Below are 13748 nucleotides of genomic sequence, written 5' to 3' on the forward strand. Positions count from 1 at the left end.
CTCGCCGGGCTGGTGCCCGGCTCGCGCCGAAGTTTTGCGGAGCTAGTCGGTTTCGGACGGATCGAGTTCGGCAACAAGATCGGCGGGCGTGACGCCAAGCGCGGAAGCCAAGTGAAACAAGGTGACGACGGTCGGATTGCGCTGGCCGCGCTCCAGATCGCTGACATATTGTTGGGTAAAGCCGGACGTCTCGGCAAAGCGCTCTTGGGTAAAGCCCTTATCCTTCCTCAGCTTGGCGAAGTTCAATCCCACTAGGCGGCGCATATCCATGCGCGCGAAGCTGGACGATACATCTCATCCGGTTTATCCCATATCAGTTGTATTGGCTAAATCGCACTATCCGCCGCTGCGGGAGGTGCATCTAACGATGCAAGGCTTGCGCATATCCGGTTCTGTTTTTTGAGCTAGACTGGTTAACGGGGACACCATGAGCACCAGCCAATTCGCCGATCGCGCGCCGGAGGTATCGCAGCTCACGGCCTATGACGAAAGCCATCTCACTGTCTATTTGCGGCTGCTCGATGCGGACGAAGGAGGAGCGGACTGGCGCGAGGCGGCGGCCGTGATTCTCGGCGTAGACCCAGCCGCCGAGCCGCAACGAGCCAAGGCGATGCACGATAGCCACCTTGCTCGCGCGCGGTGGATGACGGAGGTTGGTTACGCGCATCTGCTCGGCTGCGAGCGCCCGCTAAGTCGTTAAGTTTTAATCCATTTTGGTATCAATTCATTGCTTCCGTCGCAGCGCGCGCGGCATGGTTGAACTCATCCTTGGCGCTATCATGCGTTGGGTAAGGCGGCGACTTTCATCCTCCGAAATCTGCGCATAGCGCGATTGGAGGATGCAATGCCGACGCCGCCGAGCCGGCGCCAGCGGCGCGCCGGCAATCTGTCCGACGCGCTCGGTCGCGCCGATCTAGCCGCCGAGTTTTTGCGGCGAAACCACACCTATCGCGCCGAACATGCGCAGATGCAGCAACGCATCGCGGACGGCGCCGTCGCAAAGAACGCCGCCGAAACGGCGTTCGCGCGGCGCTGGGGGTTGTCTTTTCGCCACGGCGCCGGATGACTTTTCAGACCCGGTTGTTTGGCGTCCGGAACTGACCGCCGTCACGGTCATTCTCGACGCCGCACCGGATGGATTCAAAACCGCCACTCCGGTTGATCCGCGCGCCCTCGGTGCGTTGCTCGCCGACCAAGCTGGAATTGAAGGACGCCATGTCATTGTCGCCGATGCGGCCGGCGAGCATCGGCTGTGGCTGCGCGATCCGCAGCCCGGCCGGCTGCTCGCCGCCGTTGTCCCGTTGGACAAGGATTTCATCACCCGCATCGCCAGCCTGTTGCGCTTCCACCGCCGGCTGCTCGGTCGCGCGGCAGGGCCGCTGCCGCGCGGCTGGCCGCTGACCGCCTACCGGCTGGCGCGGCTCGACCTTATGCTCCGCGCGCTCGACCTGCGCGACGAGGGCGCAACCTATCGTGAGATCGCGACCGCCCTGGGCCGTGACGACGCCGCCCGGCTGTCAGCAAGCGACTGGAAAATGTCGGCGTCGCGGTCATTCGTGGTGCGCCTGGTCCGCGACGGCATCGCGATGATGAACGGCGACTACCGCAAACTGCTCCGCATCCGTTGATCCGAGCGCCACCAGCGACACCCTTTAGGGGGTGGTCGCATCCGTGCAGCCGCACATCTTCATACCCCACCCAAGCGCTTTCGTTCTGACAAATACGCCTCCTGCCGCCACCGCCCGCAGGAGCCGTCCCTTGTCCGATACGCCTACCAACCTGCCGCCACGCTTCTTGCGCACGCCGGAAGCCGCGCGATTCCTCGGCCTTTCAGGCCGCACCCTTGAGAAGCACCGCTATTTCGGGACCGGCCCGGCCTACCGACGGATCGGCGGCCGGGTGGTCTATTCGGTCGATGATCTGCGCGCCTGGGCGGACATCGGCATCAAGCATTCGACCTCCGATCCGGGGCAGGACGACCTCATGCCGCGCGCGGATTCGGCCATCGCCCGGAGCCGGCGATGACCGTCCCGCCGTCACCCATGCGCCACCGCCAGCCTTCCGACGACGGTATGGTCCGCGTCGAACTGACGTGGATTGAAAAGCGGATCGAGCACTGGATCAGGTTCGGGCGCGTCGCCGTTGACGAGATCGTCGATCGCCGCCGCCGCATCGTTCGCTTCCGTCCCGCCGCCATCTTCGCCTTCGTCCGCTGGGCGGCCAACGACTATGGCACGGTCAGCTCGCGTATCGACATCGTGCGCGCGGTCGGCATGGGCGAGCCGTTCACGACGCTGCCGTTCGTGCGGCCGGGCGGCGACATCCTGCTCAAGATCGAGGGCTGGCCGAAGGTCAGCCAAGTGCTCGCCGCGATCGACGCGACCGAGGCCGCCGGCGTCGATCCGTGCGACGCCGCGCCCGACCATTGGCGTCACGTTCATAACCGCATCGCTGCCGGCCAGCCGCCGCGCCCCTACACGATGGAGCGCCATCGCGCCTGGCTCAAGCGCCGGGAGATCGAGCGATGACCCGCCGTCGATGGGGCATTGCGACGGTCTCCGCCGCGTCGCTGTTCGGTGCATCGTTTGCCGCTATCGCGGTGTTCGACCCGTTCCCGCGCGTCGTCTGGAATGCCAGCGCGAGCGCGCCGATCGGACTCTACCGGATCGAGCCATCGGCCGATCCACCGCTCGGCGCGCTGGTCGCCGTGACGCCGCCGCCGGCGCTGGCGCGCTGGCTGGCGGAGCGTGGCTATCTCGGCGAGCGCGTGCCGCTGTTGAAGCATGTCGCCGCGCGGCCGGGGCAGATCGTGTGCCGCATCGACGCGGTGGTGAGCATCGATGGCCAGCCCATCGTCGCCGCCCGCCAGCGTGACGGCCGGGGGCGCCCGCTGCCGGTCTGGCAGGGCTGCCGCACGCTGCGCGCCGGCGAGCTGCTGATGCTCAACCCCGACCACGCCGACAGCATGGACGGTCGCTATTTCGGACCGCTGCCCACCTCGACCGTGCTCGGCCGCGCGATCCCGATCCTCACCCGCGACACGCCCGACGCGCCGCTCATTTGGCGCTGACCCGCTTCCTCGCCTGCCAACCCAAAGGAGATTCCCATGCAGATCGGCAGCTTCTTCCGCACCGCCAACGGCTACGAAGGCATCATCGAGACGGCGACGCTCGACATCCGTATCTCGATCGTTCCGGCCGAGCCGAGCGACGCCGACAAGGCGCCCGACTGGCGCGTCCACCGCGGCGACGATGGTGAAGGCCCGGAGATCGGCGCCGGCTGGAACGAGAGCGGCGAGCGCGCCGGGGATTACGTCTCGCTCCGTATCGACGACCCCGCCTTTGCACAGCCAATCCGCGCCGCGCTGTTCCAGAACACCGCCGACAAATCGGCCTGGTCGCTGCGCTGGAACCGCCAGCCAAAGTCGCGCGAGCAGGACTGATCCCGTGCGGCCGATCATCATCCCTTTGCTCGCGGGAGAGCCGTCTCATCCCTTCGTCCCGCTCGGTCGCAGGCCGGCCGGGGCGCGCAGCGAAGGTCAAGGGCGGCCGAAGGCCGGCGCTCCGCGCGCACCCTTTACCGCAGCGAGCACGCTGGCAGGCTGGCGTCGGAGCGGAGTCGGATCGGCGGTGGCGCTTGCCGTCGTCCTGCTGCCCGGCGGCGCTTTGTCTGCCCCGGCGATGGCGCAGGATATGCCCGCCGCGCGATCGGCCGTCATCCATCCTTACGCCGGTCATGTCGCCGAAGCCGCACGGCGGTTCGGCATCCCCGAGGCGTGGATATGGGCCGTGATGCGCGTCGAGAGCGGCGGCAATTCCCGCGCCGTCTCGCGCGCCGGGGCGATGGGCTTGATGCAGATCATGCCCGCGACCTGGGCGGGGCTGCGCACCCGCTACGGCCTCGGCCCCGATCCGTTCGATGTGCGCGACAACATCATGGCGGGTGCGGCCTACCTGCGCGAGATGCACGACCGCTACGGCAACGCTAGCGCGATGCTGGCGGCCTATAATGCGGGACCGGGCCGCTACGACGACTTCGTGTCGCGCGGCCGTCCGCTGCCCGCCGAGACGGTTGGCTATCTCGCCCAACTCGTACCGATCACCGGTGCAGCGGGCGCGGGAGAGGTGACGGCGACCGCTACGCCTGATCCGTTTGCATGGCGTCGTGCGGCGCTGTTCGTCGGCACCGCCAGCGCCGCATCGGACGCTGTCGCCGGGCAATCGGACGGCGACGTTCGCGCGGCCGATCCGTCCGCCAATGCTCCGCGCGACACGCTGTTCGTGTCCCGCGCCCGCGCGGGCCGACCGCAATGATCGGCTTGTCGCTCCCTTCATCTGTCCGAAGCAGTGAGGGCGCTGGGGAGGAGGAAAACGGCAGGGACAGACGAGGGCAAGATATAAGCAGCGCCCCGTTTAGCCGAAAAGCCGAGGCTTTTCCGTGGCTTCACGCGGGGGCGTCGGTCGGCGCGCGTGCCGCGCGGAAGGGAAAAGCTAGCGAAATCAACGCCTCCAATGGCACCATAGGCCATTCTCGGCCGAAGGCAGCCCGGCCGTGAGCGAGGACAGCGACTTCCGCGTCCGGCCGGGCAAGGCGAAGCGCAGCAAGGCGCAGGGCCGCAATGCCCGCGGCCTGGTCGCCGAGGTGTTGCGGGTGGCCGCGATCCATAGCGGCGGCCGGCGCGGCGGCGCCAGCGGCGCGCGCCGGGGCGCGCAATCGACCTTCGGGCGGGGTCGCACCGCGTTCGCCCGCAGCCGCCTGTTCGGCTCGGGCCGCCGAGTCATGGTCAAGATGCTGCCCGTGACCACCCGCAGCCGGGGCGGCCGGCGCTCGGCGGCGCTGTCCGCGCACGTCGCGTATTTGAAGCGCGAAGGCGTCACCCGCGACGGTTCGCCGACGCGCATGTTCGACGCGGCCGGCGACAACGCGGACGATCGCGGTTTCACCGAGCGGTGCAGGGATGACCGGCACCATTTCAGGGTGATCGTGTCGCCCGAAGACGCCGCCGAGCTGACCGACCTGCGCGAATACACGCGCGACCTCATGCGCCAGATGGAGGCCGACCTGGGCACGCGACTCGATTGGGTCGCGGTCGATCACTGGAACACCGACAATCCGCACGTCCACTTGCTCGTGCGCGGCGTTACCGATCAGGGCGCCGATCTCGTCATCTCCCGCGACTACATCAGCCACAATCTCCGCTCGCGCGCACAAGACCTGGCCTTCGCCGAGCTTGGACCGAAACCCGAGCATGAGGTGCAGCGCGCGCTCGACCGCGAGGTGACGGTGGAACGCTGGACCCGGCTCGATTCCGAGATCCAGCGTTCCGCCGATGAGCTGGGCGTCATCGACCTGCGCCCCGAGCGGCCCGGCCCCGACGACCCGCGGCTTCGCCGCTTGATGATAGGCCGCTTGCAGCATCTGGAGACGATGGGGCTCGCGGCCGAAGGCGATTCCGGCCAATGGGCGGTGGCGGAAGGCGCGGCGGCGAAGCTGCGCGAGCTGGGCACGCGCGGCGACATCATCCGCATGATCGGCGCGGCGCTCCGCGAGCATGGTCAGGACCGGCCGCTCGACAGCTACGCCGTCGTCACCAGCGCGCCCGAGACGCCGATCGCTGGCCGGCTGATCGACAAGGGCTTGCACGACGAGCTGACCGGCACGGCCTATGCTGTGATCGACGGCACCGATGGCCGCACCCACCATGTCCGGCTGCCCGGCATCGAGGCGCTGGAGCACAGCCCCAAGCTCGGCGGTATCGTCGAGCTGCGCGCGATCGAACGGGCCGGCGAGGAGAAGCCGACCTTTATCCTCGCCACCCGATCGGATCTCGACCTTACCGCACAGGTAAAGGCGCCTGGCGCGACCTGGCTCGACCATCGGCTGATCGAGCGCGGCGCTGGCGTCGTCGATGGCGGGTTCGGCGCCGAGGTGCGGCGCGCGATGGACGCGCGCACCGACCATCTCGTCAAGGAAGGGCTGGCCCGCCGCTTCGGCGAGCGGACGGTGTTCGAGCGCGGGATGCTCGAAACGCTCCGCAAGCGCGAGCTGGACGCGGTTGGCGCGAAGATCGCGGGCGAGACCGGCCTCGCCTATCGCCCCGCCGTGTCCGGCGAAAAGATCGCCGGCATCGTGCGCCAGCGTCTTGCGCTCGCCTCCGGCCGCTTCGCCATGATCGACGACGGCCTCGGCTTCCGGCTCGTGCCTTGGGCCAGCACCCTCGAACAGCAGCTCGGCCGTCAGGTGTCCGGCGTCGTCCGCGCCGGTGGCGGCATCGACTGGACACTCGGCCGCAAGCGCGGCCTCGGCATCTAAATCAGGAGACCTCCATGTCCGCGACCAAGATACTTTGGGGCCAGATCATCATCGTGTTCCTGATCGTGCTCGCCGGGGTGTGGGGCGCGACGCAGTCGACCGCCGCCGCGTTAGCCTACCAGCCCGAGCTAGGCCCGCCGTGGGTCGTTGCCTTCGGCTGGCGCATCTATCCGCCGCCGGCCTTCTTCTGGTGGTGGTTTTCGTTCGACGCCTACGCGCCCAACATCTTCAAGACGGGCGCGTTCATCGCCGCATCGGGCGGGTTCGCGTCGATCGCCGTCGCCATCGGCATGTCGGTCTGGCGTGCGCGTGAATTGAAGAACGCCGAGACTTACGGCTCGGCGCGCTGGGCGACCGAGCGCGAAGTTCATGCGGCCGGGTTGCTGGGGCCGAACGGAGTCGTGCTCGGCAGGCTCGCCCGCGACTATCTCCGCCACGACGGCCCCGAGCATGTGTTGTGCTTCGCCCCGACCCGTTCGGGCAAGGGCGTCGGCCTGGTCGTGCCGTCGCTGCTGACCTGGCCGGCGTCGGCGATCGTTCACGACATCAAGGGCGAGAACTGGACGTTGACCGCGGGCTTCCGCGCGCGACACGGCCGCGTGCTGCTGTTCGATCCGACCAACGCGGCGTCGGCGGCTTACAACCCGTTGCTGGAGGTGCGGCGCGGCCAATGGGAGGTGCGCGACGTGCAGAATGTCGCGGACGTGCTGGTCGATCCCGAAGGCTCGCTGGAGCGCCGGAACCATTGGGAGAAAACGTCACACTCGCTGCTGGTCGGCGCGATCCTCCACGTCCTCTATGCCGAGGCGGACAAGACCTTGGCCGGCGTCGCTGGATTCCTCTCGGACCCGGCGCGCACGATCGAGCAGACCTTAGCAGCGATGATGGCGACGCCGCACCTCGGCGAAGCGGGCGTGCATCCCGTCGTCGCCAGCGCCGCGCGCGAGCTGCTGAACAAATCGGACAACGAACGGTCCGGTGTGCTCAGCACGGCCATGTCGTTCCTCGGCCTCTACCGCGACCCCGTCGTGGCGCAGGTCACGCGGGCCTGCCAGTGGCGCATATCGGATCTGGTCGAGGGCGATAGGCCGGCGACGCTGTATCTGGTGGTGCCGCCCAGCGACATCTCGCGCACCAAGCCGCTGATCCGCCTCATCCTCAACCAGATCGGGCGCCGGCTGACCGAGGAGCTGACCCCGAAGGGGAACCGCCATCGCGTGCTGTTGATGCTCGACGAGTTTCCCGCGCTTGGCCGCCTCGACTTCTTCGAGTCCGCCCTGGCGTTCATGGCGGGCTACGGGCTCAAGGCGTTCCTGATCGCGCAGTCGCTCAATCAGATCGAGAAGGCTTACGGCCCCAACAACGCGATCCTCGACAACTGCCATGTCCGCGTGAGCTTCGCCACCAACGACGAGCGCACCGCCAAGCGCGTTTCAGATGCGCTCGGCACCGCCACCGAGATGCGGGCGATGAAGAACTACGCCGGGCATCGCCTGTCGCCGTGGCTCGGGCATTTGATGGTGTCGCGGTCGGAGACCGCCCGCCAGCTCCTCACTCCCGGCGAGGTGATGCAGCTCCCGCCCGACGACGAGATCGTCATGGTCGCGGGCGTCCATCCGATCCGCGCGAAGAAGGCGCGCTACTATCAGGATCGCCGCCTGTCCGAGCGGATCGCGTCGGCGCCCGCGCCGGAGGCGGCCAGGGTGATGCCCGATGACTGGACCGGGCGGCAGGCATCCGCCGACCCGAAGCAGGTCGCGCGCATCGTCCGCGATGCCGAGGACGCCGCCAATGGCGGACTGCGCCGCGAGCCCGAGCTGCCGGAGCATGTCGCTATCGCGCCAGAGACGACGGCCCCGCCGAGCCAGGAGTTTTCGATCGTCGATGACGAACAGGATGACGCGGCCCGGCAAGCGGCCGTGCGCCGCCGGATGCAAGGGCTCGCGCGGCAGGCGTCGCTCGATCCGGGCGATGGCATCGACTTGTAGGAGGCCGTCATGCGAACCCGGCTCAACGTCTATTTCCCGCCCGCGCTCGCTAAGCAGGTCGATGAGCTGGCGATCCGCCGACGAATCTCGCGATCCGCGATCGTGGAGGCAGCGGTCACTTCTTACCTGTCCCCGGACGGCGCCGACCGGATGGAGGCGGCGTTCGCGCGCAGGCTTGATCGCCTGTCGCGACAGGTGCAACGGCTGGAGCGCAACACCGGCCTTTCCACCGAGGCGCTGTCCCTGTTCGTCCGGTTCTGGCTGGCGGTGACGCCGCCGCTGCCCGACGAAGATCAGGCGGCGGCGCAGGTCAAAGGCCGCAAGCGCTACGAGGGCTTTATCGAAACGCTCGGCCGGCGCTTCGCCAGCGGCAAGACCTTGATGGACGAGATTCCCGAAGATGTCTGGCCGCGCTCGACATCGTCCGAGTCGGACTGAATTGCACCGCCGATCATGATGTAGCGGAAAGCCGCTTCCGCCCTCGGCACCGTATCTGCCGCCCCCTCTACTACGCCGACAAGTAGCTGTTGCGGCCTGAGTATTCCTGCGTCTCTTGATGTGCCCCGACAGCCGGGCGGCGGTTCGCCCGGTCCTTTGCAGGGGCCAGTCGTTGACCATCCACCCGATCCGATCCGAGGCAAAATCACGTGGCGCGCGGATGCTGCGCACCGCGCTCGGGCCGTCGATCGCGGGCTGGCTCGACGACCCCGCCGTCATCGAAGTCATGCTCAACCCGGACGGACGGCTGTGGCTGGACCGGCTCGGCGAGGGCGTCAGCGACACGGGCGAGTTGCTGAGCGCCGCCGACGGTGAGCGCATCGTTCGCCTGGTCGCCCATCACGTCGGCGTCGAGGTTCACGGCCGTTCCCCGCGCGTCTCGGCCGAGCTGCCAGAAGGCGGTGAGCGGTTCGAGGGGTTGCTGCCGCCTGTCGTCGCCGCGCCAGCCTTCGCCATCCGAAAGCCCGCCGTCGCCGTGTTCACGCTCGACGACTATGCGCGCGTCGGCATCATGTCGACGGCCGAGGCCGAGGCGTTGCGCCACGGCGTCGAGACCCGCGCCAACATCCTCGTCGCGGGCGGCACCGGCGCGGGCAAAACCACGCTGGTCAATGCTCTCTTGGCGGAAGTCGCCAAGACCACCGACCGCATCGTCCTGATCGAAGACACGCGCGAGCTGCAATGCGCCGCGCCGAACCTTGTCGCCATGCGGACCAAGAACGGCGTGGTGTCGCTGTCCGAGCTGGTCCGCTCGTCGCTGCGCCTGCGCCCCGACCGCATCCCCATCGGCGAGGTGCGCGGCGCCGAGGCGCTCGACCTCATCAAAGCCTGGGGCACCGGCCACCCCGGCGGGGTCGGCACGATCCACGCCGGCACCGCGCTCGGCGCGCTGCGCCGCATGGAACAGCTCATCCAAGAGGCCGTCGTGACGGTCCCCCGCGCGCTGATCGCCGAGACGATCGACCTGATCGCCGTGCTGGTCCGCGACGCGCACGGCCGCCGGCTGACCGAGCTGGCCCGCGTCGAAGGGATCGACCCCGCGACCGGCGACTACCGCCTCGCACCTTTCACCACCCCCAAGCCCGGAGACCTGCAATGATCCATGCCCTTCGGCATGGCGCACGCCGCGCCATGCTCACCGCTACCGCCAGCGTGATCGCGCTGACGTTCGCCGTTCCGGCCCATGCCAGCGGCTCGTCGATGCCGTGGGAAGCGCCGCTCCAGTCGATCCTCGAAAGCATCGAGGGGCCGGTGGCGAAGATCATCGCCGTCATCATCATCATCGTGACCGGGCTGACGCTCGCGTTTGGCGACACGTCGGGCGGCTCGCGCCGGCTGATCCAGATCGTATTCGGCCTGTCGATCGCGTTCGCCGCGTCGAGCTTCTTCCTGTCGTTCTTCTCGTTCGGCGGCGGAGCGCTGATCGCATGAACGGTGCGGCCGATCATGGCGAACCGATCGCGGGCTACTTCGCCCCGGTCCACCGGGCGCTGACCGAGCAGATATTGCTCGGCGGCGCCCCGCGCTCGCTCGCCATCGTCAACGGGACGCTGGCGGGCGCGATCGGCCTCGGCCTGCGCCTGTGGATCGCCGGTCTGGTCATCTGGGCTGTCGGCCACGGGCTGTCCGTCTGGGCCGCCCGCCGCGACCCGCAATTCGTGGACGTGGCCCGGCGTCACCTCCGCTACCCGACATGGATGCGGCCATGATGAGCTTGCGCGAATATCGCAGCAAAGCTGCGAACCTGCCCGACTTCCTGCCTTGGGCGGCGCTGGTCGGTGCGGGGGTCGTGTTAAACAAGGACGGCAGTTTCCAGCGCACCGCGCGCTTCCGCGGCCCCGACCTTGACAGCGCGACGCCCGCCGAGCTGGTCGCCACGACCGCACGGCTGAACAATTCGCTGCGCCGGCTCGGCTCCGGCTGGGCAATCTTCGTCGAGGCGCAGCGCACGCCCGCGCTCGACTATCCGCAGTCCGACTTTCCCGATCCCGTGTCGTCGCTGGTCGAGTTCGAGCGCCGCGAGCAGTTCCGCGAGGAAGGCGCGCATTTCGAGAGCCGCTATTTCCTCACCCTGCTGTGGATGCCGCCGGCCGAAGAAGCCGCCCGCGCCGAAGGTTGGCTTTACGAGGGCCGGTCCACCAGCGGCGTCGATCCGTGGGAACTGCTCAAGGGCTTCACCGACCGCAGCGACCGGGTGCTCAACCTGGTCGAAGGTTTCGTGCCCGAGGTCCGCTGGCTCGATGACGCCGAGACGCTGACCTATCTTCACAGCACGGTTTCGACGCGCCGCCAGAGCGTCCGCGTGCCGGAAACGCCGATGCACCTCGACGCGCTTTTGGCCGACGAGCCGCTGACCGGCGGGCTCGAACCGAAGCTCGGCGACCAACATCTTCGCACGCTCACTATCATCGGCTTCCCGAGCGTGACCTTCCCCGGTGTGCTCGACGAGCTAAACCGGCTCGCCTTCGAGTATCGCTGGGCGACCCGCGCGATCATGCTCGATAAGACAGACGCGACCAAGCTGCTGAGCCGCATCCGACGCCAGTGGTTCGCCAAGCGCAAGAGCGTCATGGCGATCTTGAAAGAGGTGATGACCAACGAGGCGTCGGTCCTGATGGACAGCGACGCATCTAACAAGGCCGCCGACGCCGACACCGCCCTGCAGGAGCTGGGCGCCGACTATGCCGGCATGGCCTATGTCACCGCGACGGTGACGGTGTGGGACCGCGATCCAGCCATTGCGGCGGAAAAGCTGCGGCTGGTCGAGAAGGTCATCCAGGGCCGCGACTTTACCGTCATCCCCGAAGGCATGAACGCGATCGAGGCATGGCTGGGGAGCCTCCCCGGACACACCTATGCCAACGTCCGCCAGCCCCCGATTTCCACTATCAATCTCGCCCACCTGATCCCCCTGTCAGCAGTATGGGCGGGGCCGGAACGGGACGAGCATTTCGGTGCTCCCCCCTTGCTCTACGGCAAGACCGAAGGCTCGACCCCGTTCCGGTTTTCCCTTCACGTCGGCGATGTCGGCCACACGCTGATCGTCGGGCCGACCGGCGCCGGCAAGTCGGTGCTGCTCGCCCTCATGGCGATGCAATTCCGTCGCTACGAGAACGGCCAGGTCTTCGCCTTCGACTTCGGCGGCAGCATTCGCGCCGCCGCGATCGGCATGGGCGGCGACTGGCAGGACTTGGGCGGGATGCTTGCCGACGAGACCGGCGACGGCGTGCAGCTCCAGCCGCTCGCCCGGATCGACGATCCGGCCGAGCGCGCCTGGGTGGCGGAATGGCTGGCGGCGATCCTCGCGTCCGAAGGCGTCGCGGTCGATCCGCAGGCCAAGGAGCATCTGTGGTCGGCGCTCGGCTCGCTTGCCAGCGCACCCGTGCCGGAGCGCACACTGACCGGGCTCGCCGTGCTGTTGCAGAGCCAGCAGCTCAAGCAGGCGCTCGCCTCCTATTGCCTTGGCGGCCCGTGGGGCCGGCTGCTCGACGCCGAAGCCGAGCGTCTCGGCGAAGCGTCGGTGCAGGCGTTCGAGACTGAGGGCTTGGTCGGCGCCGGATCAGCCGCCGCGGTGCTGTCATATCTGTTCCATCGGATCGAAGGCCGGCTGGACGGCTCGCCCACGCTCATCATCATCGACGAGGGCTGGCTGGTTCTCGACAGCCCCGACTTTGCCGCGCAGCTCCGCGAATGGCTCAAGACGCTGCGCAAGAAGAACGCCAGCGTGGTGTTCGCCACGCAGAGCCTCGCCGACATCGAAACCTCGAACATCGCGCCGGCCATCATCGAGAGCTGTCCGACGCGCATCTTCCTGCCCAACGAGCGCGCGGCCGAACCGCAGATTGCCGCCATCTACGAGCGCTTCGGCCTCAACGCCCGCCAGATCGAAATCCTCAGCCGGGCCACGCCCAAGCGCGACTATTACTGCCAGTCGCGGCGCGGCAACCGGCTGTTCGAGCTGGGGCTGGGCGAGGTCGCGCTGGCCTTCGCCGCCGCGTCTTCCAAGACCGATCAGCTCCGCATCGCCGAGCTGGTCGAGACCCACGGCCGCGAGCGCTTCGCCGCCGAATGGTTGCGCCATCGCGGCCTGGCCTGGGCTGTCGATCTTCTTCCCGAACCTCAACCCGATCCGCTGGCCGGTCGACGGGAAGATGCCGGCCAGCTCCCCCCTGCCTTGAAGGACATGACCCCATGAAACCCAATATTCTGCGCCGCGCCATGCTGGTCGGCGCCATCGCCACGTCGAGCATGATCGGCATCACCGTCGCCACTTCGGCGCACGCTCAGTTCGGCGGGATCGTCTATGACCCGACCAACTATGCGCAGAACGTGCTGACGGCCGCGCGGTCGCTCCAACAGGTCAACAATCAGATTCAGCAGATCCAGCAGCAGGCGACCAGCCTGATAAACGAGGCGCGCAACCTGGCATCGCTGCCGTTCAGCTCGCTTCAGCAGTTGCAGCAGCAGGTGCAGCGCACCCAGCAGCTTCTCGGCGAGGCGCAGCGTATCGCCTACGACGTGCAGAACGTCCAGCAGGTGTTCAACGGCCGCTACAAGGGCGCGGCGCTGACCGGCACGCACGCGGAGATGGTCGCCAACGCCAATGCGCGCTGGGAGGATAGCGTCGGCGCGTTCGAGGACGCGCTGCGCGTTCAGGCCGGCGTCGTCGGCAATATCGACGGCACGCGCACGACGATGGACGGGCTGGTCACGTCCAGCCAGTCGGCCACCGGCGCGCTCCAGGCCGCGCAGGCGGGCAACCAGCTTCTCGCGCTGCAATCGCAGCAGCTCGCGGACCTGACGGCGCTGCTCGCCGCGCAGGGCCGGGCGCAGGCGTTGGACTCCGCCCGCAATGCCGCTGTCGAAGCCGAAAGCCGCGAACGGCTCCGCCGCTTCCTGACGCGCTCCACCGGCTATCAGCCGGGCAACGCCCGCATGTTCCACGACTGA

The 13748-nt window shown here is 68.2% G+C and carries 17 protein-coding genes; 16 read left to right on the forward strand and 1 reads right to left on the reverse strand.

Annotation, left to right across the window (positions count from 1 at the left end; translation table 11 throughout):
• Nucleotides 1-42 precede the first annotated feature (42 nt).
• Complete coding sequence (locus ACE3T2_RS14945) at nt 43-270, reverse strand: helix-turn-helix domain-containing protein (RefSeq protein WP_292179657.1); 228 nt, start codon at nt 268-270, stop codon at nt 43-45.
• A gap of 157 nt (nt 271-427) precedes the next feature.
• Here ACE3T2_RS14945 and ACE3T2_RS14950 point away from each other — a divergent pair, with 157 nt between their 5' ends.
• The 16 genes from ACE3T2_RS14950 to trbJ all read left to right on the forward strand — a co-directional run bounded on the left by ACE3T2_RS14950 (nt 428) and on the right by trbJ (nt 13748).
• Nucleotides 428-700, forward strand: a complete 273-nt coding sequence (locus ACE3T2_RS14950) for a DNA -binding domain-containing protein (protein WP_093063402.1) — start codon at nt 428-430, stop codon at nt 698-700.
• A 144-nt stretch (nt 701-844) separates the two neighbouring features.
• Nucleotides 845-1066, forward strand: a complete 222-nt coding sequence (locus tag ACE3T2_RS14955) for a transcriptional regulator domain-containing protein (protein ID WP_093063403.1) — start codon at nt 845-847, stop codon at nt 1064-1066.
• Nucleotides 960-1628 carry a DUF2285 domain-containing protein gene (locus tag ACE3T2_RS14960; RefSeq protein ID WP_374658740.1) on the forward strand — a complete coding sequence of 223 codons (669 nt, stop codon included), beginning with the start codon at nt 960-962 and terminating at the stop codon, nt 1626-1628. The genes ACE3T2_RS14955 and ACE3T2_RS14960 overlap by 107 nt, the downstream gene beginning before the upstream one ends.
• 130 nt (nt 1629-1758) lie before the next feature.
• Nucleotides 1759-2025: an AlpA family transcriptional regulator gene (locus ACE3T2_RS14965; protein ID WP_015459426.1), complete on the forward strand. Its 267-nt coding sequence runs from the start codon at nt 1759-1761 to the stop codon at nt 2023-2025.
• A complete protein-coding gene (locus ACE3T2_RS14970; RefSeq protein ID WP_292179703.1) occupies nt 2022-2528 on the forward strand; it encodes a DUF2840 domain-containing protein in 507 nt (168 codons plus the stop codon). The genes ACE3T2_RS14965 and ACE3T2_RS14970 overlap by 4 nt, the downstream gene beginning before the upstream one ends.
• Complete coding sequence (locus ACE3T2_RS14975; RefSeq protein ID WP_312220760.1) at nt 2525-3070, forward strand: S26 family signal peptidase; 546 nt, start codon at nt 2525-2527, stop codon at nt 3068-3070. The genes ACE3T2_RS14970 and ACE3T2_RS14975 overlap by 4 nt, the downstream gene beginning before the upstream one ends.
• A 36-nt stretch (nt 3071-3106) precedes the next feature.
• Entirely contained in the window at nt 3107-3442 is a 336-nt protein-coding gene (locus tag ACE3T2_RS14980; protein WP_292179709.1) for a DUF736 domain-containing protein, read from the forward strand.
• Between the two features lie 187 nt (nt 3443-3629).
• Entirely contained in the window at nt 3630-4313 is a 684-nt protein-coding gene (locus tag ACE3T2_RS14985; RefSeq protein WP_374658744.1) for a lytic transglycosylase domain-containing protein, read from the forward strand.
• A gap of 238 nt (nt 4314-4551) precedes the next feature.
• Nucleotides 4552-6312 carry a relaxase/mobilization nuclease domain-containing protein gene (locus ACE3T2_RS14990; protein WP_374658746.1) on the forward strand — a complete coding sequence of 587 codons (1761 nt, stop codon included), beginning with the start codon at nt 4552-4554 and terminating at the stop codon, nt 6310-6312.
• 14 nt (nt 6313-6326) lie between these two features.
• Entirely contained in the window at nt 6327-8300 is a 1974-nt protein-coding gene (locus ACE3T2_RS14995; RefSeq protein WP_374658748.1) for a conjugal transfer protein TraG, read from the forward strand.
• A gap of 9 nt (nt 8301-8309) precedes the next feature.
• The gene (locus ACE3T2_RS15000) at nt 8310-8738 is read left to right on the forward strand and encodes a CopG family transcriptional regulator (protein WP_015459419.1); all 429 of its coding nucleotides are present in this window, start codon (nt 8310-8312) and stop codon (nt 8736-8738) included.
• 220 nt (nt 8739-8958) lie between these two features.
• Entirely contained in the window at nt 8959-9897 is a 939-nt protein-coding gene (trbB, locus tag ACE3T2_RS15005) for a P-type conjugative transfer ATPase TrbB (RefSeq protein WP_312219988.1), read from the forward strand.
• On the forward strand, nt 9894-10229 hold the full coding sequence (locus ACE3T2_RS15010; protein WP_184723188.1) for a TrbC/VirB2 family protein: 336 nt from the start codon (nt 9894-9896) through the stop codon (nt 10227-10229). The genes trbB and ACE3T2_RS15010 overlap by 4 nt, the downstream gene beginning before the upstream one ends.
• The gene (locus ACE3T2_RS15015; protein WP_048578621.1) at nt 10226-10507 is read left to right on the forward strand and encodes a VirB3 family type IV secretion system protein; all 282 of its coding nucleotides are present in this window, start codon (nt 10226-10228) and stop codon (nt 10505-10507) included. The genes ACE3T2_RS15010 and ACE3T2_RS15015 overlap by 4 nt, the downstream gene beginning before the upstream one ends.
• The gene (gene trbE / locus ACE3T2_RS15020) at nt 10504-12993 is read left to right on the forward strand and encodes a conjugal transfer protein TrbE (protein WP_374658752.1); all 2490 of its coding nucleotides are present in this window, start codon (nt 10504-10506) and stop codon (nt 12991-12993) included. The genes ACE3T2_RS15015 and trbE overlap by 4 nt, the downstream gene beginning before the upstream one ends.
• Complete coding sequence (gene trbJ, locus ACE3T2_RS15025) at nt 12990-13748, forward strand: P-type conjugative transfer protein TrbJ (protein ID WP_184723181.1); 759 nt, start codon at nt 12990-12992, stop codon at nt 13746-13748. The genes trbE and trbJ overlap by 4 nt, the downstream gene beginning before the upstream one ends.

Origin of the sequence: Phenylobacterium sp. (assembly GCF_041919955.1) — a bacterium.
Lineage (GTDB): Bacteria > Pseudomonadota > Alphaproteobacteria > Caulobacterales > Caulobacteraceae > Phenylobacterium.